Annotated in this window: 13 protein-coding genes, 3 tRNA genes and 1 riboswitch; of the genes, 12 read left to right on the forward strand and 4 right to left on the reverse strand. The window is 64.0% G+C overall.

The window, feature by feature from the left end:
• Positions 1-7 precede the first annotated feature (7 nt).
• From astB to astE, 3 genes are read left to right on the forward strand one after another with little or no spacing between them, the layout of a single operon-like run.
• A complete protein-coding gene (gene astB, locus IFT75_RS01420) occupies positions 8-1,351 on the forward strand; it encodes an N-succinylarginine dihydrolase (protein WP_122476371.1) in 1,344 nt (447 codons plus the stop codon).
• Positions 1,352-1,401: 50 nt separating this feature from the next.
• Positions 1,402-1,692, forward strand: a complete 291-nt coding sequence (locus tag IFT75_RS01425; RefSeq protein WP_122476369.1) for a topoisomerase II — start codon at positions 1,402-1,404, stop codon at positions 1,690-1,692.
• A gap of 27 nt (positions 1,693-1,719) precedes the next feature.
• Positions 1,720-2,718, forward strand: a complete 999-nt coding sequence (gene astE, locus IFT75_RS01430) for a succinylglutamate desuccinylase (RefSeq protein ID WP_192052939.1) — start codon at positions 1,720-1,722, stop codon at positions 2,716-2,718.
• Between the two features lie 3 nt (positions 2,719-2,721).
• Here the strand turns inward: astE and IFT75_RS01435 are convergent, their stop codons facing one another.
• Positions 2,722-3,225, reverse strand: coding sequence for a 6,7-dimethyl-8-ribityllumazine synthase (locus IFT75_RS01435; protein WP_122476365.1), 504 nt, complete (start codon positions 3,223-3,225; stop codon positions 2,722-2,724).
• Between the two features lie 105 nt (positions 3,226-3,330).
• Positions 3,331-3,488, reverse strand: a riboswitch (FMN riboswitch).
• A gap of 138 nt (positions 3,489-3,626) precedes the next feature.
• Here IFT75_RS01435 and ltaE point away from each other — a divergent pair.
• From ltaE to IFT75_RS01470, 7 genes are all read left to right on the forward strand, one after another.
• On the forward strand, positions 3,627-4,631 hold the full coding sequence (ltaE, locus tag IFT75_RS01440) for a low-specificity L-threonine aldolase (protein WP_192052941.1): 1,005 nt from the start codon (positions 3,627-3,629) through the stop codon (positions 4,629-4,631).
• Between the two features lie 145 nt (positions 4,632-4,776).
• Entirely contained in the window at positions 4,777-7,401 is a 2,625-nt protein-coding gene (gene alaS / locus IFT75_RS01445; protein ID WP_192052943.1) for an alanine--tRNA ligase, read from the forward strand.
• Positions 7,402-7,487: 86 nt separating this feature from the next.
• A complete protein-coding gene (locus IFT75_RS01450) occupies positions 7,488-8,720 on the forward strand; it encodes an aspartate kinase (RefSeq protein WP_122476359.1) in 1,233 nt (410 codons plus the stop codon).
• Between the two features lie 135 nt (positions 8,721-8,855).
• Positions 8,856-9,044, forward strand: coding sequence for a carbon storage regulator CsrA (csrA, locus tag IFT75_RS01455; RefSeq protein WP_122476357.1), 189 nt, complete (start codon positions 8,856-8,858; stop codon positions 9,042-9,044).
• A gap of 62 nt (positions 9,045-9,106) precedes the next feature.
• Positions 9,107-9,197, forward strand: a tRNA-Ser gene (locus IFT75_RS01460).
• Between the two features lie 106 nt (positions 9,198-9,303).
• Positions 9,304-9,380, forward strand: a tRNA-Arg gene (locus IFT75_RS01465).
• 76 nt (positions 9,381-9,456) lie between these two features.
• A tRNA-Arg gene (locus tag IFT75_RS01470) sits at positions 9,457-9,533 on the forward strand.
• Positions 9,534-9,553: 20 nt separating this feature from the next.
• On the opposite strand, the gene IFT75_RS01475 is transcribed toward IFT75_RS01470, so the two are convergent.
• Complete coding sequence (locus tag IFT75_RS01475) at positions 9,554-9,973, reverse strand: hypothetical protein (RefSeq protein WP_192052945.1); 420 nt, start codon at positions 9,971-9,973, stop codon at positions 9,554-9,556.
• A 296-nt stretch (positions 9,974-10,269) separates the two neighbouring features.
• Here IFT75_RS01475 and mgtE point away from each other — a divergent pair, with 296 nt between their 5' ends.
• On the forward strand, positions 10,270-11,718 hold the full coding sequence (gene mgtE / locus IFT75_RS01480) for a magnesium transporter (protein WP_122476355.1): 1,449 nt from the start codon (positions 10,270-10,272) through the stop codon (positions 11,716-11,718).
• A gap of 78 nt (positions 11,719-11,796) precedes the next feature.
• On the opposite strand, the gene IFT75_RS01485 is transcribed toward mgtE, so the two are convergent.
• Together IFT75_RS01485 and metR are read right to left on the reverse strand one after the other, a co-directional pair.
• Positions 11,797-17,109, reverse strand: a complete 5,313-nt coding sequence (locus IFT75_RS01485; RefSeq protein WP_192052947.1) for a dermonecrotic toxin domain-containing protein — start codon at positions 17,107-17,109, stop codon at positions 11,797-11,799.
• 157 nt (positions 17,110-17,266) lie between these two features.
• Complete coding sequence (metR, locus tag IFT75_RS01490; RefSeq protein ID WP_043193202.1) at positions 17,267-18,184, reverse strand: transcriptional regulator MetR; 918 nt, start codon at positions 18,182-18,184, stop codon at positions 17,267-17,269.
• A 106-nt stretch (positions 18,185-18,290) separates the two neighbouring features.
• On the opposite strand from metR, the gene metE reads away from it, so the two are divergent.
• Complete coding sequence (metE, locus tag IFT75_RS01495) at positions 18,291-20,600, forward strand: 5-methyltetrahydropteroyltriglutamate--homocysteine S-methyltransferase (protein ID WP_192052949.1); 2,310 nt, start codon at positions 18,291-18,293, stop codon at positions 20,598-20,600.
• Positions 20,601-20,602: the final 2 nt, after the last annotated feature.

The following is a 20,602-nucleotide window of genomic DNA, read 5'->3' on the forward strand; positions in this document are numbered from 1 at the left end:
CGAACCGATGAAACCCTGTGAAGTGAATTTCGATGGCCTGGTGGGGCCTACCCACAACTACGGTGGGTTGTCCTACGGCAACGTGGCGTCGCAGAGCAACAGTCAGCAAGGCTCGAATCCGCGCGAAGCGGCGCGTCAGGGCCTGGCCAAGATGAAAGCGCTGATGGAACTGGGCTTCACCCAGGGCGTTCTGGCGCCGCAGGAGCGCCCGGACGTGGCAGCATTGCGCCGCCTGGGCTTCGCCGGCAGCGATGCCGAGGTGATCGCCCAGGCCGCGCGTGATGCCATGCCGTTGCTGGTGGCCAGCTGTTCGGCCTCGAGCATGTGGGTGGCCAACGCTGCCACTGTCAGCCCCAGCGCCGACACGGCCGATGGGCGGGTGCATTTCACCGCGGCGAACCTCAACTGCAAGTTCCACCGCAGCATCGAACACCCCACCACCAGCCGGGTGCTGCAGGCGATGTTTGCCGACCCCTCGCACTTCGCCCACCATGAAGCGCTGCCTGCCGTCGCCCAGTTCGGCGACGAGGGCGCCGCCAACCATACCCGGCTGTGCCGGGACTATGGCGAGGCTGGCGTGGAGTTTTTCGTCTACGGCCGCAGCGCCTTCGACGCACGAGTGCCCGCGCCGCAGAAATATCCGGCGCGTCAGACCCTGGAAGCGTCCCAGGCCGTGGCTCGGCTGCATGGGTTGAGCGAGCAGGGCGTGGTGTTCGCCCAGCAGAATCCGGCGGTCATCGACCAGGGGGTGTTCCATAACGACGTGATCGCGGTCGGCAACGGCGAGCTGTTGTTCCATCATCAGGACGCCTTCCTCGACAGCGACCGCGTGCTGGCCGAACTGCAAACCAAGCTCGCCGCGCGCGGTGGTCGGCTGCAGGCGATCAGCGTGCCGCGCGCCGACGTTTGCGTGGACGACGCCGTGCGCACCTACCTGTTCAACAGCCAGTTGCTCACCCGCGCCGATGGCAGCATGCTGCTGGTGGTCCCGGAAGAGTGCCGCGCCAACCCGCGGGTCTGGAGCTACCTGGAGCAGCTGACCGGGCAGGGCACAGGCATTGCCGAGGTCAAGGTATTCGACCTCAAGCAAAGCATGCGCAACGGCGGCGGCCCGGCATGTCTGCGCCTGCGCGTGGCGCTCAAGCCCGAGGAGCTGGCGGCGGTCAACCCAGGCGTGATCCTCACACCCGCGCTGCACGACACCCTGAACGACTGGGTCGAACGTCACTATCGCGACCGTCTGGTCGAAGCCGATATGGCCGACCCGCAACTGCTGATCGAATGCCGCGAGGCATTGGACGAGCTGACCCGGATCCTTCGGTTGGGTTCGGTCTATCCTTTCCAGCTCTGATTCAACGAGCTTTGATTTTTTCCAACTCTAAACAGCATCGAGGTACACCTATGTCCGACGCCCTGCGCTTGATTCTCGAAGACACCGACGGCACCCAGCTGGAAACCTCCTGCACGCGCTTCTGCGTGGTCTGGCAGGGCAAGGAAGTCTGGATCCAGCATGACGGCCGCGGCCAGTTGCTGATCGGTGTGGACGTCGAGGAAGGCGACGCCGAATACGCCAACCTGTTGCTGCGCCCGCTGGCGACCAACCTGGTCAGCCTGCAGCTGGAAATGGAGCCGGCCGACGCCGGTGCCGAGGACGAAGACGGCCACGTTCACGGTCCCGACTGCAACCACTAAAATCTCATCCTTCAGGGACGCCGCCCCATGCTCGCTCTTGGCAAACTGCTCGAACTGACCTTGGCCGGCCACGAGCCGACGCAGAAGATCCAGCTGACCACCGGCGGCGTCTGCCTGCGCTGGCTGGGAGAAGGCGCCCTGGAGGTGCGGCCACCTGCCGCCACCGACAGCGGCCTGGACCTGCTGCTGTCGGCCGGTGTGCACGGCAATGAAACCGCGCCCATCGAGCTGCTCGACAGCCTGCTGCAGGCCATCGCCCGGGGCCAGCTGATTCCTCGCGCGCGCATTCTGTTCCTGTTCGGCAACCCCGAAGCCATGCGCCGGGGTGCGCGCTACATCGAGCGCGACGTCAACCGGCTGTTCAACGGCCGGCATGCCGCTGCCAGTGGCAATGAAGCCTTGCGCGCCTGCGAACTGGAACGCCTGGCCACGACCTTCTTCAGCCTGCCGCAACGCACGCGCCTGCATTACGACCTGCACACGGCCATTCGTGGCTCACGGATCGAGCAGTTCGCGCTGTACCCCTGGAAGCAGGGGCGCGAGCACTCCCGCAAAGAGCTGGTACGCCTGCAGGCGGCAGGCATGCGCGCGGTGTTGCTGCAGAACAAGTCCTCCATTACGTTCAGCGCATTCACCTACGAGCAGCTGGACGCCGAGGCGTTCACCCTGGAACTGGGCAAGGCGAGGCCGTTCGGGCAGAACGCCGAGGTCGATCTGACGCGTCTGGACGCCAGCCTGCGCGAGCTGATCGAAGGCCGCGAGGCGGACCTCGATCAACCGCTGGTGCAGCTGGAGCTGTTTTCAGTGTCGCGCGAGGTCATCAAGCACACGGACGCCTTCCGCCTGCACCTGGATGACGACATCGAGAATTTCACCGAGCTGGCGCCAGGCTATCTGCTGGCCGAGGACGGCGCCGGTCAGCGCTGGGTGGTAGAAGAGCAGGGCGCACGGATTATTTTCCCCAACCCCAAGGTTGCCACTGGCCTGCGCGCCGGCATTCTCATCGTGCCGACTCCGCAGGCCTGAGGCTCAGGCGCTTTTCTGCTGCTGCTGCAGGCGACGCAGGGCGCGTACTTTCTGCACGGTATCGGCCACGGTGCGTGCAGCTTCCGCGCCTTTGTGCAGGAAGTGATTGAAGAAGTAGGTGTGGTGCTGTTCGCCGTCATGGAAGTGATGCGGGGTCAGTACCACCGAGAATACCGGCACTTCGGTTTCCAGCTGAACCTGCATCAGCGCGCTGACCACCGTCTGGGCGACGAATTCGTGACGGTAGATACCGCCGTCTACCACCAGGGCAGCGCCGACCACGGCGGCATAGCGCCCGCTCTTGGCCAGCAGTTTGGCGTGCAGCGGAATTTCGAAGGCGCCGCCGACCTCGTAGAAATCGATGTCGGCTTCCTGATAGCCCAGCACGCGCATTTCCTCGACGAAGCCTTTGCGGCTCTGATCGACAATATCCTTGTGCCAGCAAGCCTGGACGAAAGCGATCCGTTCGTGGGTGTGGCTTTTGCTGTCAATTGCAGTGGGTTGCATCGGTTCACTCCTGTTCAAGAAAAAAACAGGGCATGTGGATCGAAGGGGATCTATGGGTACATGCGCATGGCACGGCCCTGCGTTGGCCTTTTGAAGGTGTCGCAATCCCGTTCTCTCTTCATCCGGACTATGACCGTCGGCCCCGGGATCACACCGGGTCTGCTGACCTTGCACGCCGTTGCCGGCTTGCAAGCGCTCGCGGGCTCGGCGCATTGCGCGCCATTACCGCCGGTGGGGAGTTGCACCCCGCCCTGAGAACGTTTGCCACCCCAGTGGGTGGCGCAACTTTTGTAACATATTTGCGGGCGAGCTGAACAGCGCGTGAGCAAATGTTTCGACAAGGCTTGATTCATGGCCCTGCAATCCGCAGTAATAGAAGCTGACACGAACCCGAGGCCATCATGTCCATCATCGACCTGCGCAGCGATACCGTTACCCAGCCTACTCCCGCCATGCTGGCGGCCATGCACGCGGCGCCCACCGGCGATGATGTCTATGGCGAAGACCCGACCGTCAACCGCCTCGAAGCCGAACTGGCAAAACGCCTGGGGTTCGCTGCGGGGCTGTTCGTGCCCAGTGGCACCATGAGCAACCTGCTCGGCCTGATGGCGCACTGCGAGCGTGGCGAGGAATACATCGTCGGCCAGCAGGCCCATACCTACAAGTACGAGGGCGGCGGTGCCGCCGTGCTGGGTTCGATCCAGCCACAACCGCTGGAGTTCCAGGCCGACGGCACGCTGGACCTGGATCAGGTCAGGGCGGCGATCAAGCCCGATGATTTCCACTTTGCCCGCACCCGACTGCTGGCGTTGGAAAACACCATGCAAGGCAAGGTGCTGCCGTTGAGTTACCTGGCCCAGGCCCGCGACTTCACTCGCGAGCATGGGCTGCAACTGCACCTCGATGGCGCCCGGCTGTACAACGCGGCGGTCAAGCTTGGAGTCGAGGCCGAGCAGATCACCCGCTATTTCGATTCGGTTTCGGTCTGCCTGTCCAAGGGGCTCGGCGCGCCGGTCGGTTCGGTGCTGTGCGGCAGCCTGGACTTCATCGCCAAGGCACGACGATTGCGCAAGATGGTCGGCGGCGGCATGCGCCAGGCCGGAATCCTCGCCGCCGCCGGCCTGTATGCGCTGGATCATCAGGTGCAGCGCCTGGCCGAGGATCACGCCCACGCCGCGCGTCTGGCCGAGGGCCTGCTGGCGCTGGGTTACACCGTCGAGGCAGTGCAGACCAACATGGTCTATGTACACCTGGATGGCCGCGCCGGCGCGTTCAAGGACTTCGCGGCCACCCGCGGTGTCACCGTGAGTGCCGCGCCACGCCTGCGCATGGTCACCCATCTGGACGTGGATGCGGCGCAGATCGAGCAGGTCATCGACGTATTCGCCGATTTCGCCCGCACCTGAGCGTCCTGCTGTCCAATTGAGTGGGCCAATCGTATAAACACGCTGTACCCCGGCCGCAGGGCCTATATAATGCGGCCCTTTGCCGTCGCACCGCCTGCCGGGCGTGCGCACTGGCCTCTGGCCGCAGCCTGTCGTGGAAGAACCTATGAAAAGCGCAGAAATCCGTGAAGCCTTCCTTCGCTTCTTCGAGGAGCAAGGCCATACCCGAGTCGCCTCCAGCTCCCTGATCCCGGGCAACGACCCGACCCTGCTGTTCACCAACGCGGGGATGAACCAGTTCAAGGACTGCTTCCTGGGCCAGGAAAAGCGGCTCTACACCCGTGCCGTAAGCAGCCAGAAGTGCGTGCGTGCCGGTGGCAAGCACAACGACCTGGAAAACGTCGGCTACACCGCCCGCCACCACACCTTTTTCGAGATGCTCGGCAACTTCAGCTTCGGCGACTATTTCAAGCGCGACGCGATCACCTACGCCTGGACCTTCCTGACCTCCGAGCTGTGGCTGAACCTGCCCAAGGAAAAACTCTGGGTCACGGTCTACGCCAGCGATGACGAAGCCTACGATATCTGGACCAAAGAGATCGGCGTGCCGGCCGAGCGCATGGTCCGCATCGGCGACAACAAGGGCGCGCCCTATGCGTCCGACAACTTCTGGACCATGGGCGACACCGGCCCGTGCGGCCCCTGCACCGAGATCTTCTACGATCACGGTGCCGATATCTGGGGTGGCCCACCCGGCTCGCCCGAGGAAGACGGCGACCGCTACATCGAGATCTGGAACAACGTGTTCATGCAGTTCAACCGCACCGCCGATGGGGTATTGCATCCCTTGCCGGCGCCGTCGGTGGACACCGGCATGGGCCTGGAACGGGTCAGCGCGGTGCTGCAGCATGTCAATTCCAACTATGAAATCGACCTGTTCCAGAGCCTGCTCGACGCATCGGCCAGCGCCATCGGTTGTGCCAACCGGGGCCAGGCCTCGCTCAAGGTCGTGGCCGACCACATCCGTTCCTGCGGCTTCCTGATCGCCGACGGCGTACTGCCGTCCAACGAAGGCCGTGGCTACGTGCTGCGCCGCATCATTCGCCGCGCCTGCCGTCACGGCAACAAGCTGGGTGCCCAGGGCAGCTTCTTCTACCAGATCGTCGCTGCACTGGTCGCCGAGATGGGCGATGCCTTCCCCGAACTCAAGGGCCAGCAGGCGCACATCGAACGCGTGCTCAAGGCCGAGGAAGAGCAGTTCGCCAAGACGTTGGAGCAGGGCCTGAAGATTCTCGAGCAGGATCTGGCCGAGCTCAAGGGCAGCGTCGTTCCAGGTGATGTGGTGTTCAAGCTGTACGACACCTACGGCTTCCCGATGGACCTGACCGGCGATATCGCCCGCGAGCGCGAGCTCACCCTGGACGAGGCCGGCTTCGAGCGCGAGATGAACGCCCAGCGCGAACGCGCCCGTTCCGCCAGCTCGTTCGGCATGGACTACAACAGCCTGATCAAGGTCGACGTTCCGACCGTGTTCCTGGGTTACGACGCCACCCACGGCAACGGCAAGGTGGTTGCGCTGTACAAGGACGGTGTCGCCGTCGACGTGCTCAAGGAAGGCGAGGAGGGCGTGGTGATCCTCGACCAGACGCCGTTCTACGGCGAGTCCGGTGGCCAGGTCGGTGACCGTGGCTACCTGCTGGCCGGCGGTTCGCGCTTCGATGTGCGCGATACCACCAAGACCAGCGGCGCCTTCCTGCACCATGGCGTGGCCGTATTGAGCGATCTGGCGGTCGGTGCCGAGGTCAGTGCCGTGGTCGACCAGACCCTGCAACAGGCCACCGGCCTGAACCACTCCGCCACCCACTTGCTGCACGCCGCCCTGCGCCAGGTGCTGGGCGATCACGTGCAGCAGAAAGGCTCGCTGGTCGACAGTCAACGCCTGCGCTTCGATTTCAGCCACTTCGAGTCGATCAAGCCCGAACAGATCAAGGCCCTGGAAGACATCGTCAACGCCGAGATTCGCAAGAACACCCCGGTGCAGACCGAAGAGATGCCGATCGACGAGGCGCGCAAGAAGGGCGCCATGGCCCTGTTCGGCGAGAAGTACGGCGACACCGTGCGCGTGCTGACCATGGGTGGCGACTTCTCGGTGGAGCTGTGCGGGGGCATCCATGCCAAGCGCACCGGTGACATCGGCCTGCTGAAAATCACCAGCGAAGGTGGCGTCGCCTCGGGCGTGCGCCGCATCGAAGCGGTGACCGGCGCGACCGCCTTGAACTACCTGAACCAGGCCGAAGAGCAGCTCAAGGAAGCCGCGCAACTGGTCAAGGGCAGCCGCGACAACCTGATCGACAAGCTGGCGGCCGTGATCGAACGCAACCGCGCCCTGGAAAAGCAGCTGGAGCAGTTGCAGGCCAAGGCCGCCAGCGCCGCTGGCGACGACCTTTCTTCCTCGGCGGTCGAGGTCAAGGGCGTGAAGGTGCTGGCCGCGCGCATCGACGGTCAGGACGGCAAGGCGCTGCTGGCGCTGGTCGACCAGTTGAAGAACAAGCTGGGCCAGGCCGTCATCCTGCTTGGCGGCGTGCACGACGACAAGGTCGTGCTGGTGTCCGGGGTGACCAAGGAGCTGACGGCCCGGCTCAAGGCCGGCGACCTGATGAAACAGGCCGCGACGGCCGTCGGTGGCAAGGGCGGTGGTCGCCCGGACATGGCTCAGGGTGGCGGCGTCGATGCCAGTGCCCTGGACGCTGCGCTGGCCCTGGCCGTGCCTTTCGTCGAACACGCGATCTGATTCAACCCTCGCAGGGCTCGTGCTGTGCACGGCGAGCCCGGTGTTGTATTTAATGGGCGCCCTTCACGGGCTGAGGCGGCTTTGAAATGGCTTTGATCGTACAGAAATTTGGCGGCACCTCGGTTGGCACTGTCGAACGTATCGAACAGGTTGCCGACAAGGTGAAGAAATTCCACGATGCCGGCGATGACCTGGTGGTCGTGCTTTCGGCCATGAGTGGCGAGACCAATCGCCTGATTTCGCTGGCCAAGCAGATCAGCGACCAGCCGGTACCTCGCGAACTGGACGTGATCGTCTCGACCGGCGAGCAGGTGACCATCGCGCTGTTGGCCATGGCGCTGATCAAGCGCGGCGTGGATGCAGTGTCGTACACCGGCAACCAGGTGCGCATTCTGACCGACAGCGCGCACAACAAGGCGCGCATCCTGCAGATCGACGACCAGAAGATCCGCGCCGACCTCAAGGCCGGCCGGGTGGTGGTGGTGGCAGGTTTTCAGGGGGTCGACGAAAGCGGCAACATCACCACCCTGGGTCGTGGTGGTTCGGACACCACCGGCGTCGCCCTGGCGGCCGCGCTGAAGGCCGACGAGTGCCAGATCTACACCGACGTCGATGGTGTCTACACCACCGACCCTCGCGTGGTTGCCCAGGCCCGGCGCCTGGACAAGATCACCTTCGAGGAAATGCTCGAAATGGCCAGTCTCGGTTCCAAGGTGCTGCAGATCCGTGCGGTGGAATTCGCCGGCAAGTACAACGTCCCGCTGCGCGTCCTGCACAGCTTCCAGGAGGGTCCGGGTACCCTCATTACCATTGATGAAGAGGAATCCATGGAACAGCCGATCATTTCCGGCATCGCCTTCAACCGCGATGAGGCCAAGCTGACCATCCGTGGCGTGCCAGACACCCCCGGCGTGGCCTTCAAGATCCTCGGCCCGATCAGCGCGGCCAACATCGAAGTCGACATGATCGTGCAGAATGTTTCTCACGATAACACCACCGACTTCACCTTCACCGTGCACCGCAACGACTATCAGGCGGCCCTGGCCGTGCTGGAACAGACCGCCAGCGAGATCGGTGCGCGGCAGGTGGTCGGCGATGCCAAGATCGCCAAGGTGTCGATCGTCGGTGTCGGCATGCGCTCGCACGCCGGCGTCGCCAGCCGCATGTTCGAAGCCCTGGCCAAGGAAAGCATCAACATCCAGATGATCTCCACTTCCGAGATCAAGGTCTCTGTGGTCATCGAGGAAAAGTACCTGGAGCTGGCCGTGCGCGCGCTGCACACGGCCTTCGAACTCGATGCCGCCCGACAGGGTGAGTAACAGGCAGTGAGAGAAGGGCGCGGCTAACCGCGCCCTTCTTTGTTTTCGGGCTATGTCCATGGCTTTCCCACCATGGGTTCGTGCCCTTGTTTGCAGACTGTGTTGTCCCTGAAATGAAAGCGTAAGGAGAAAGGTATGCTGATTCTGACTCGCCGGTGCGCGGAAAGCCTGATCATTGGCGACGGCGAAATCACCATCACGGTGCTTGGAGTGAAAGGTGGCCAGGTACGAATCGGGGTGAATGCACCCAAGGAAGTGGCCGTGCACCGTGAGGAAATCTACCTGCGGATCAAGAAAGAGAAGGACGACGAACCAAGCCATTAATTTTTATCGTTTTTTATGTTTGCAAACGGGGAAGAAGGTGGTTAATATACGCCCCGTGTTGCGGAGAGCTGGCCGAGTGGCCGAAGGCGCTCCCCTGCTAAGGGAGTACACCTCAAAAGGGTGTCGGGGGTTCGAATCCCCCGTTCTCCGCCATTATTTGCGTAGTACGTTGAACCTGGCTTTTTTCGTAAGTTGTTGAAATTACTGAAAAAAGTGCTTTACAAAAGAATTCGACGGCCTATAATGCGCGGCAACAAATGCACTCGTAGCTCAGCTGGATAGAGTACTCGGCTACGAACCGAGCGGTCACAGGTTCGAATCCTGTCGAGTGCACCAATCAAGAAGTTGTTTTCAGCAATGTCTGCAGCTTCTGTTTCAACCAGTGGTAGCCTGGTCCAACAAAATACCACCTGCACTCGTAGCTCAGCTGGATAGAGTACTCGGCTACGAACCGAGCGGTCACAGGTTCGAATCCTGTCGAGTGCACCATACAAGTGAAAAGCCCGCATTTATTGCGGGCTTTTTGCTTTCCGCGTTTTGCGTTTTTTGGACGGTGGCGTCTGCTCCCCGGCCAGATACCTGGGCTTTCGCTTTTTCTTCGAACGGCTGGCTTTTTTCGTTGCCGACTCCGGCGCTGCGGCTGGCGCAGCCAGGGGCGTGCGCGTTCCGTCTTCGACGATGGTCACCGACAGAGGGCGGGGCGCAGCCTTGCGCGCCATGGGTTTTCTTCCGGACGAGGGATTCAGCGCGCGCTGATAGGCCCAGGGCTGGGTTTCGGGGCAGTTCGAGTGGGTGAACGTGATGTGGCCCTGAGGGCCTTCGCAGCGTTGCACCACGGCAGCGTTGGCCGAGTGATGGGCCGCCAAGACCAGCAGCAGAAGAATGGAGGAGGGTATGCGCACCGGTGTTCGTCCTTGGTTGCGGTTCATGTCGTCCTGCAGCCTAGCCACGACTGTCGTTGCACGCATTGTGCTTTGTTTACCGAATGCGTCGTCCCACCCCCGTACTGCGCGAACATCGAGCGCCGCACGCAAGCAGTTGTTTCACCCAGTTTTTTTCACTATGAATCCGTACAAGTTGTGTATGATTGCGCCCGTCAGCCCCGCCGGGGCTTTGGAAAATTTCCATGGACTTACCCAGTAGTTACTCGCTGAAGCTGTATACCAATCAAGAATCGACTGATTGATTCTCCCGGCGTGCCCACTGCTGGGAGTGGAGTTCGCCTATGTCTGAAGTAGAAGCAAAGAAAACGCAAGAAAGCCTGCAGGATCGCCTGGCCCAGGTCGTCGACCTGTTGCAGCGCCAGCGTATCGTCGAAAGTCTGGCTCACCGCCAGGAAGGCCAGCACAACGAGCTGGTCGAGAATCTGGTTCACCGGCAGAACCTGGTCGAGTTGCAGCGCAAGCTCGATGATCTTCACTCCGCCGACGTCGCCTACATACTCGAAGCCTTGCCCCTGGAAGAACGTCTGACGGTCTGGCAGTTGGTCAAGGCCGAGCGTGATGGCGATATTCTTCTGGAAGTGTCCGACTCGGTGCGCGAGACGCTGCTCGCGGACATGGATGACCATGAGATTCTCGCTGCGGCCAAGGAAATGGACGCCGACGAGCTCGCCGACCTGGCCTCCGAACTGCCGCGCGACGTGGTTCACGAGCTCATGGAAACCCTCGACGCACAGCAGCGCGAGCGCGTTCGTTCGGCCCTCAGCTACGAGGACGAGCAGGTCGGTGCGCTGATGGACTTCGAGATGGTCACCATCCGCGAAGACGTCAGCCTGGAAGTGGTGCTGCGCTACCTGCGCCGTCTCAAGGAGCTGCCGGGCCACACCGACAAACTGTTCGTGGTCGACTCCGACGGCATTCTCAAGGGCGTACTGCCGATCAAGCGCCTGCTGGTCAACGACCCGGACAAGCAAGTGGCCGATATCATGGCCAGCGACACCGTGAGTTTCCATCCCGATGAAGACGGCTACGAAGCGGCGCAGGCGTTCGAGCGTTACGACCTGATCTCTGCGCCGGTGGTGGACAAGCACGGCAAGCTCATCGGCCGCTTGACCATCGACGTGATGGTCGACCTGATTCGTGAAGAAAGCGAAAGCGAAGCGCTGCGCACCGCCGGTCTGCGCGAGGAAGAGGATATCTTTGCCTCGGTATGGCGTTCGCTGCGCAACCGCTGGTCATGGCTGGCGATCAACCTGATCACGGCGTTCATGGCGTCGCGGGTGATCGGCCTGTTCGAGGGCTCGATCGAGAAGCTGGTGGCCCTGGCCGCGCTGATGCCGATCGTGGCCGGTATCGGCGGCAACTCTGGCAACCAGACCATTACCATGATCGTGCGGGCCATGGCCCTCGACCAGGTCAGCCATGGCAACGGCAACACCAAGCGGCTGATGCGCAAGGAGCTGGGCGTGGCGCTGGTCAACGGCGTGGTCTGGGGCGGTGTGATCGGGGTGGTGGCGTATCTGCTGTATGGCAGCTGGTCGCTGGGCGTGGTGATGACCGCGGCGATGACCCTGAACCTGCTGCTTGCCGCGTTCATGGGGGTGTCTATTCCGATGGCCCTGGCCAGGTTCGGGCGCGATCCGGCGATGGGCGCCAGCGTGATGATCACCGCTGTCACCGACAGCGGCGGGTTCTTCATCTTCCTTGGCCTGGCCACTGTGTTCCTGATGTAGCGAGCTGCAGCGACGTGCCTCGACAGCCGGTTTTCATTCGCCGGCGAGGGCGTCGCGCAGCGGTTCATGGCAGGCGGTTCACGCCTGCAATCCCCCGAAGAGTTTCACCGCCAGCGGCTTGCCGATGGGCCCGCGCCAGATGCGCTGTGCATCGCTGCCGTGGGCCTCTTGCCAGCGCAAGCCGAGCGTGCGTTGCTCGGCGCGCTTGATGTGCGCCTTGTCGAAGTGCTCGAAGGCAGCCCGTTCCCGACGATAGTGAAAGTGCGCGTACCACAGGGGCACGGGCGGCTGGACGCCGATGTCGCGGATGACGTACTCCTGCAGGAAATCAGCCTCATCCCTCGCGCTCGCGATGTCGCGGCGCGTCCCCACCTGCACGATATCGACCTGGCGCTGTTCGACCAGATAGTCCAGATAACCCTCGGTCGGCGTTTGGCTGTTCATGGCCTGACGAATCCGCAATGCCCGGCCCTTGGCTCGGAGCTCTCTGGCGCGGGCGCGCAGGCGTTGAGCAAGTTCGTGCGCCGGCGCCTGCTGTTCGATCGCGTGGGCACGCAGTTCCAGCTGCCGGCCCTGATTGACCATGAGGTCTTCCAGATTCGCGGGCGCCTCCCCTGGCAGCGCATAACGCTGCACCCGCCGTTCATGGGCGGGGGTGGCGTCGAGCCAGGCCTGGCCCTCGGCGATCAGCGCGGGCAGGGGGCGCGATGGAGTATGCGCCGAACCGTCTGACGGGGCATCTTGCAGGCGCCACTGGCCCGCCACGCGCCGATAGGTTTCGAGCCTGCCGCCCGCACCGGTCAGGGTGAAAATCTGCTCGCCGTCTGCCGCCTGGCCAGCGTCACCGATGAAGAAATCATGTTCGTGGGTTTCGAACACTCGTCGCGTGGCGCGACTCGCGGGTTTCGCCCGCTGCGCCCCACTGCTCAGTTGCGGCATCGTCCGGTCGGCATGTTCGATCAAGCGATTCAGGGACTGGATCATGCCTTCGAACGGAGCAAGCTCGAAGCGATCCGGACGGTTGCGTACCCACGTGTTCAGCTGGTTGCGGTACTCGACGTAGATCTGCCGTGAACTGCGCAGCACGTTCTGCCTATCCCGCAGCCCGGCGGCGGTTTCCAGCAACTGGAAATGGCTTTCCAAGCCATGGTGGAAGCGGTTTCTCATGGCGTGGGTGTCGAGCAGGTGGAACATCTGCGCAATATCACTGGCGTTGGCGGTCTTGTGCGCCAGTTGGGTCAGGTTGGAGGCCCGGGCAATCTCCAGGTCGACTTCGGCCGTGCCCTCGAGCACCTCACGCAGGGGCGCGCGTTGGCTGCGCTGGGTCACGCGTTCGGCCCAGCTGCGCGCCTGCTGCAGGCGCTGCTCCATGAGGCCGAATTGCTCGTCCAGGGCCAGGCGGCTGCGGCGCTGTTCGAGCATCTGCCGTTGTGGTAGATCGAACAGTTCGCCGGCAGGACGGGTTTGATTGAGGGTGTCGGTCAGTTCGGTGATCCAGCGCCTGGCCAGGTTCGCATGGTTGATCCTGCGCCCGGCAACGATATAGGCCACCTCGCTCTGGAACTGCCGGTTGCGCTTGAGAAAGTCGCGCGACACGTAGCCTTCATGCTCCTGCAGCAGTCGGTACAGCGCCTCGCCCCGGACGATGTCACTGGCGCAGGCGGCTTCGGCACTGGCCCGTTGGCGCGGGTCGGCCGCGTGTTCCATGATCAGCGCTTCGTTGCGGTTCAGTTGCTCGCGCAGCAGCTTGTTGTGGTGATCGATGCTGCTGGACAGTTCGAAGTGGCGACGGTACTGGCGATCCACCAGCCAGCGTGGCAGGCGTTCGCGGATGGCGGCGGGCCAGAGCGGTTGCAGGCCATCCGCCGCGCGGTGGCCCAGGTAGCCGAGCACGCCACCGCCGCCGGCCAGACCGTTCTCCACCAGTGTGCCGTACAGCGCTCCGTGGGTTTGCCAGTGCCCGGTCGGGTCCAGTGCAATGGGCTGTCGGTAGGTCTTGCCCGTGGTGCCGTGCAGCCGCCAGGTCTGGGGGCTGACGTGCAGCGTGACCTGGTAGGGCAGGCCGTCGCGCAGGATGAAATCGCCTTTGGCGTGGCGATAGATGCCCCGGTAGAGGCCATGGCTGGCGGGCTGCAAGCCACTGAGGTCAAGCGGGAGGGTGTACTGATAGCCGGCGAATGGATTGGGCAGGCCGGTCGGGGCGTGCTGGGTCGGGCCGGGTGCGCCTGCACTCCGCGCCAGCATCGACCAGTGGCGATTGCGCGCGAGCATGCGGCCGCCACCAGGTACCGAAACGGCGCCCGGCAGGACGTCCATGGCCGCGTCGATCAGGGCGCAGAGCAAGGCCTCCAGCTGGTTGAGCGCTTCGCCGAACTCGCCGCCACGCAGCGCACCGACCGCTGCATTGGCGGCCGTCCAGGCGTCGAACAAGGCCACGGCAGTGCCTACGAACGGCAGCACGCCGATGGCCATTTTCATGTAGTTGAAGACATTGCCATCGGCCAGCGCCGCTTGCTGCAAATACAAGGCGTCGTTGCTGCGCCCACGTCGGCGCTGGGCTTCGACCAGCCGGCCCATGTGCGCGTCGAGCAGATGGCTGGCGAGCGAAGTCGTTGCCGGCCAGGGGCGACCGATGCCGATCAAGCGGTCGAAGCCGCGCAGGCCTGCCTGTTCGATCCGCGCCTTGTGGCTGGCGGCGTTGCCGACGATGGCCCGATCGGCCAGATAGTCGGCCATCTTGCCGTCGAACGTCAGGGCGAACAGGCGCAGACGCGCTTCTTCCAGGCTTGCGAACTCGCGCAGGCAGCGCTGGTCGGGGGCGTCGGGCAAGTACAGCAGGGTTTGGCCACCCTTGCGATCATGAATGAAAATGACCCCGGACAACGTGGTGGGGGAATCGTCGGTATCGCTGCCGCCGGCCATCAGCCGAGCCGGCAGCAGTTGCACGTCACGGCCACCTGCCTGATAGGCCAGGGCGCTGCCGGCGTCGGTGGCAAGCAATGCCAGGGCACTGCCGCTGCGGCTGATACTGCCTTGATGGCGCGCGTACTCGCTTTGCATGTGCAGCATCAGCCGCACCGGTTCGAGCAGGCACTCACGTTGATGGGCCAAGGCGTACGGGGCCTGGTCCGTGCGGCCGAGAAACGCTTGGCGGATCTTGTCTTCGCACGCTTGCGCCACATTCAGGTCGGTGATCGTTCGTCGCAGGTAGTTCAGGTCGATACCTGCCGCCACTCGCACGCATTGTTCGTTATCGGCACCGGTCACCTGCACGCGCATGAAGCCCAGGCGCTGCAACATGTCGGCATCGATATTGTGCTGCGCCAGACGGCCGAGCGGCCACGGTGTGCGCTTGGCATCGGGTGTGGGCACGCTGTGCTGGGGTGTGCCGGGCGCCCCGGAGCCGGCCACCGGGTGCCTGCGATGGACTACCCGGTCAGGGATATAGATCACCACCGCGACGTTCTCGGTCAGGTTGAAATCGCTGCGCAGTCGCTGCTGCAGCAGCGCGTCGGCGTACTGGTCCAGGTCCGGCAGATCACGTTCCAATTGACGATTCGACGCGCGTGCGGCGCCGATGTAATCGCTGATCAGCGACTTGAGGCGCAGCCGATCATCGGCCTCCAGGGTTTTCAGCCAAGTGGGCAGGCCGCTTTCCAGGCGGTCACTGAAACCCTCCTGGGTCAGTTGAACATAGGCCCGGTCCCGCGCGGCGTGAGTGGGTACCAGCAGTTGCTCGCCGGTGTGTGTGGTGAGTCGTTGCAAGGCTTCCAGGCGCTGCGCCGAGTGGGTCGCGGCGGGCAGCTTTTCGATGAACTCGCTGGCCTGCGCCTCGCAGGCGTGCAATTGACCTTGCAGGCCGTAGTCGAAGATATCGCCCGCGACCGGGGACAGCTCCAAGGTGATGGCGTCTGCGCTGCTGTCCAGGCGCAACAGCGAACGCTTGAGCTGGGCCAGCGATTGGAAGGCCTGCAGCCCGCCGCCCAGCCCCGGCCAGTACAGCATTACAAAGCCTGTGCCTTCCAGGGCCTGCGGGTGCATGAATGCCGCCACGCCGTGCAGTTCATGGACATGGGTGGTGGTGCCGCTGCCCGTCACGTTCGACATGGACAGGGTCAGGGCGCAGGCAATACCGGCCTCGGCGCCGCGCTTGCTGGCTTGCGGATGCGACACCACGGCGCGCATCAGTTGTACCTGAGCCGTGGTCAACAGACCCAGCGCCTGTTGCACGGCCACTTCGGCGCGCAGACCGTCCAGACGGGCCTGGTAAAGCGCCGAATAGTGAACGTTGGGCAAGTAGCGCAGACGATAGAGGTCCTCCAGCCTTGCAGACTCGAGCAACCCTGCAGCGGCCTGGGCTGCGCGCTGCTGGGTGCCGGTCAGGCTCGTCAGCAATGCTTTCAAGCGCACCCACCCGGGACTGTCTGCGCCCGCGCGAAGCTCATCGCCGAGCAGGTCCAGCATTGCCTGGTGCTGGCGCTTGACCTCGGCCCATCGCTGGCTCTGGGGAATGTCCGGACTCAGGCTGCCGAAGGCTGCAAAATCGTCGCTCGGCTGCGCCGGTTCGGGTGCGTCGAACGAGGCCAGGCGGGCGAATGGCGGTTCGCTGGCCGACAGCATCGCGGCTTCGCCGGGGCTTGCGCTCGAGTTCCGTTCACGGGCGGCGAGGAAGGTGCGCGCTTCTTCCACATAGCGCCTACCGCAGTCGTCCAGCCATTGCTCGCAGGCGCTGGCCAATTGTGCTGGCGGATAGCTCAGCTCGATCGCGGCATCGGTCTGCTCCGTTGCCCGAGTCCATATCTGCGAGCGGTGTTTCAGCAGATAGGTGTGCAACGCGGGCCGATCAGCGAATGCGATCAGCGCCGGATCGCCGCAGGGCAGATAGAGCAGCTGCGCCGCAGGCCCGTCGCCGACCTGGGTCAGCAGCAGTGCGCCAGGCGCTTGCAGTCTTGCGCCCTCGGCCCTGTGCAGTGCAAGGGTGTGCACATGGATCGACGCTGTTGCGGCGGTGTTGGCGCCTTCCAGCAAGGTCAGCAGTGGCAGCAGTTGCGCGTGGCTCAACTGTCCGTGGTAGTAGGCCAGGCGTGCGGCTGCCTGCAGATGGTCGAGGAAGGCCTGCTCGGCTGCAGCGCGGCGCGAGATGGCAGTATGCGCAGCGCGGCCGTTCCAGTAGTCGCGCCAGCGCTGCTGCAGTGCCTGCTCCCGCGCAGGCGCCGCGTTAGGCATCGAGCGGGCATCGCGGGCGCGCGGGGCGCTGCGCAAGAGTGCTTGCAAGCGTGCGCGCGCGCGTTCCCAAAGCAGGGAGCCTTCCTGCAACAGGTGGTCGTGGCGCATCGGATAGGTGCGGTATGCGAGCGGGCGAGTAGTGAAGGTGTGATTGGCATCGCGCATGTAACCCGGTTCCTGAGGTCGAGGTGATGACCGGTGCGGTCATCGCGCTCGACATTACGAACCTTGCGCGCCAGGCCAGGGCGCTACTTAGATAGTCCATTGAGGGGATAGTCCACTGAGGGAATGGCCCGCTGAGGGCGTTTCCAGCAGCAGGCGATCAGCGTACCGCGCTGACGCCGTCCAGGGTCGAGAACGAGGTGTCCTTGGCGGTCAGGAGAAAGTCGCGCATGTACGGAGCGTCGAGCATATCGGTACGCACGGCGGCGTACAGCGTGGCGAACAGGCCTTTGTCGCCCAGGCGCTTGGCCTTCACATAGCCCCGTGAACTGTATTCGTGCAACGCCCAGTGCGGCATGCCACACACGCCTCGGCCGCTGGCTACCAACTGCATCATCATCACCGTCAGTTCCGAGGTGCGCACTTGCGCCGGCTCGATATCGGCCGGCTCCAGGAAGCGGGTGAAGATGTCCAGTCGATCGCGCTCCACCGGGTAGGTGATGAGTGTTTCACTGGCCAGGTCTTCCGGCACGATGAAGGGCTTGCCCGCCAGCGCGTGCTGGTTGGCCACCGCCAGCATGGCTTCGTAGGTGAACAGCGGCACATAGGTAATGCCGGGCAGTTCCAGCGGGTCCGAGGTGACCACCAGGTCGAGGTCGCCGCGGGCCAGGGCTGGCAGTGGCGCGAAGGCGAAGCCGGAGGCCAGGTCCAGTTCCACTTCCGGCCAGGCATCGCGGAACTGGTCGATGGTCGGCATCAGCCATTGGAAGCAGCTGTGGCATTCGATGGCCATGTGCAGCCGACCCGCCGTGCCACCGGCCAGCCGGGCGATGTCGCGCTCGGCACCCCGTAGCAGTGGCAGCGTGGCATCGGCCAATTGCAGAAGGCGCAGCCCGGCGCTGGTGAAGCGGATCGGCTTGGTCTTGCGCACGAAGAGCTGCAGGCCCAGGCGCTCTTCCAGTTCCTTGAATTGATGGGAGAGTGCCGATTGGGTCAGGTGCAGACGCTCGGCGGCTTCCACCAGGCTATCGGCCTCGCGCAGGGCATGCAGGGTTTTCAGGTGACGGATTTCGAGCACCGGGGTCTCCATGAGCAGAACTTGTGAGCAACACGAAAAGATTGAGTTTGTCTCATGTTGCCCAGGTTGTCGACAATGGCGCCATCATTTACAAGGAGCTGCACCCATGGCACTAGCCCACACCCTCGGCTTTCCTCGCATCGGCGCCGACCGCGAACTGAAGAAGGCGCTCGAAGCGTATTGGAAAGGCGACATCGACCAGGCTGGGCTGCGCTTTGCAGGGCGCGAGCTGCGTGCCCGTCACTGGCAGCTGCAGGCGCAGGCCGGTGTCGAGTTGCTGCCGGTGGGCGACTTTGCCTGGTATGACCAGATGCTCGCCCATTCGCTGGCCTTCGGCGCGGTGCCCAGTCGATTCGCCAAGGCCCTGGGCAGCGACGGCCGGCCCACGCTCGATACCCTGTTCGCCATGGCCCGCGGTGCCCACACCTGCTGCAACGGCGAAGCAGGCCAGGCGCAGCACGCACTGGAGCTGACCAAGTGGTTCGATACCAACTATCACTACTTGGTGCCCGAGTTCAGCGCCGACCAGCGCTTCCTGCTCAGCTGGGAGCAATTGTTCGAGGAAGTCGACGAGGCCATCGCCCTGGGGCACAAGGTCAAGCCGGTGCTGATCGGGCCGCTCACCTACCTGTGGCTGGGCAAGACCAAGGGCCAGCCCTTCGACAAGCTCGATCTGCTCGAACGACTGCTGCCGGTGTACGGTGAAATCCTCTCGCGCCTGGCCAGGCAGGGCGTCGAGTGGGTGCAGATCGACGAACCGATCTTGTGTCTGGATCTGCCCCAGGAATGGAAGAACGCGTTCGAGCGCGCTTATCACATCCTTCAGTATTCGCCGCTCAAGAAGCTGCTGGCGACCTACTTTGGCGGCCTCGACGATAACCTTGGCCTGGCGGTGGGCCTGCCGGTGGACGGCCTGCACGTCGACCTGGTGCGTGCACCCGAACAGCTGCCTGCCGTGCTCGACCGTCTGCCGTCCTACAAGGTGCTGTCGCTCGGAGTGGTCAACGGTCGCAACGTCTGGCGCTGCGATCTGGCGCAGGCACTGGTGTCGCTGCACCAGGCCCGCGAGCGCTTTGGTGCCAACCTGTGGGTCGCAAGCTCGTGCTCGCTGCTGCACAGCCCAGTCGATGTGCGCCGCGAGGACCGGCTCGATGCCGAACTCAAGGGCTGGCTGGCCTTCGCCGTGCAGAAGTGCGAGGAGATCGCCGTACTTGGCCAGGCGCTGAACACGCCCGATGCTGCGCAGGTACGCCAGGCCCTGGCACAGAGCCAGGCGGTTCAGGCCAGCCGGCTGCAGTCGCCGCGCATTCACAAGCCTGCCGTGCAAGCGCGTCTGGCTGCGGTCACGGCCGCCGACTGTCGGCGGCCGTCGGCCTTCGCCGCGCGCATCGAAGTCCAGCGCGCGCAATTGCGCCTGCCGACGTTTCCCACCACCACCATCGGTTCCTTCCCGCAAACCGCGTCGATTCGTCTGGCCCGCCAGGCCTACAGGGCCGGCAAGCTCTCGGCCAACGACTACACCGATGCCATGCATTGCGAGATTCGTCATGCGATCCAGGTCCAGGAGCGCCTGGGCCTGGATGTGCTGGTGCACGGCGAGGCCGAGCGCAACGACATGGTGGAATACTTCGCCGAGCAACTGGACGGCTATCTGCTGACGCGGTTCGGCTGGGTGCAGAGCTATGGCTCGCGCTGCGTCAAGCCTGCGGTCATCTACGGCGACATCAGCCGCGACCACGCCATGACCGTGGACTGGATCACTTACGCCCAGCGGCAGACGGCCAAGTGGGTCAAGGGCATGCTGACCGGCCCGGTGACCTTGCTGGCATGGTCGTTCGCGCGCGAAGACCTGCCCCGGGAAGTCCAGGCGCGGCAGTTGGCCCTCGCGGTTCGCGACGAAGTGCAGGACCTGGAGCGCGCGGGGGTACGCATCATCCAGATCGACGAAGCGGCATTTCGCGAGGGCCTGCCGCTGCGCCGAGCGCAGTGGCCTGTCTATCTGGAGTGGGCCGTGCAGGCGTTCCGCCTGTGCTCCAGTGGCGTGGCCGATGCCACGCAGATTCATACGCACATGTGCTACAGCGAGTTCAACGAAGTGATCCAGGCCATCGCGGCCATGGATGCCGATGTGATTACCATCGAGACATCGCGCTCGGACATGGAGCTGCTGGAGGCGTTCGAGGCCTTCGACTATCCCAACGACATGGGTCCGGGGGTATACGACATCCATTCACCGCACGTGCCTGACACCGAGCAGATGCTGCGCCTGTTGACCCGGGCCGCGGCGCGGATCCCGGCCGAACGGCTGTGGGTCAACCCTGATTGCGGGTTGAAGACCCGTGCCTGGCCCGAAACCGAAGCGGCGCTGATCAACATGGTGGCGGCGGCGCGCCAGGCCCGTCAGCGGCTGGCCTGAGA

It is taken from the genome of Pseudomonas sp. CFBP 8758, assembly GCF_014841725.1.
GTDB classification, from domain to species: Bacteria; Pseudomonadota; Gammaproteobacteria; order Pseudomonadales; family Pseudomonadaceae; genus Aquipseudomonas; species Aquipseudomonas baltica.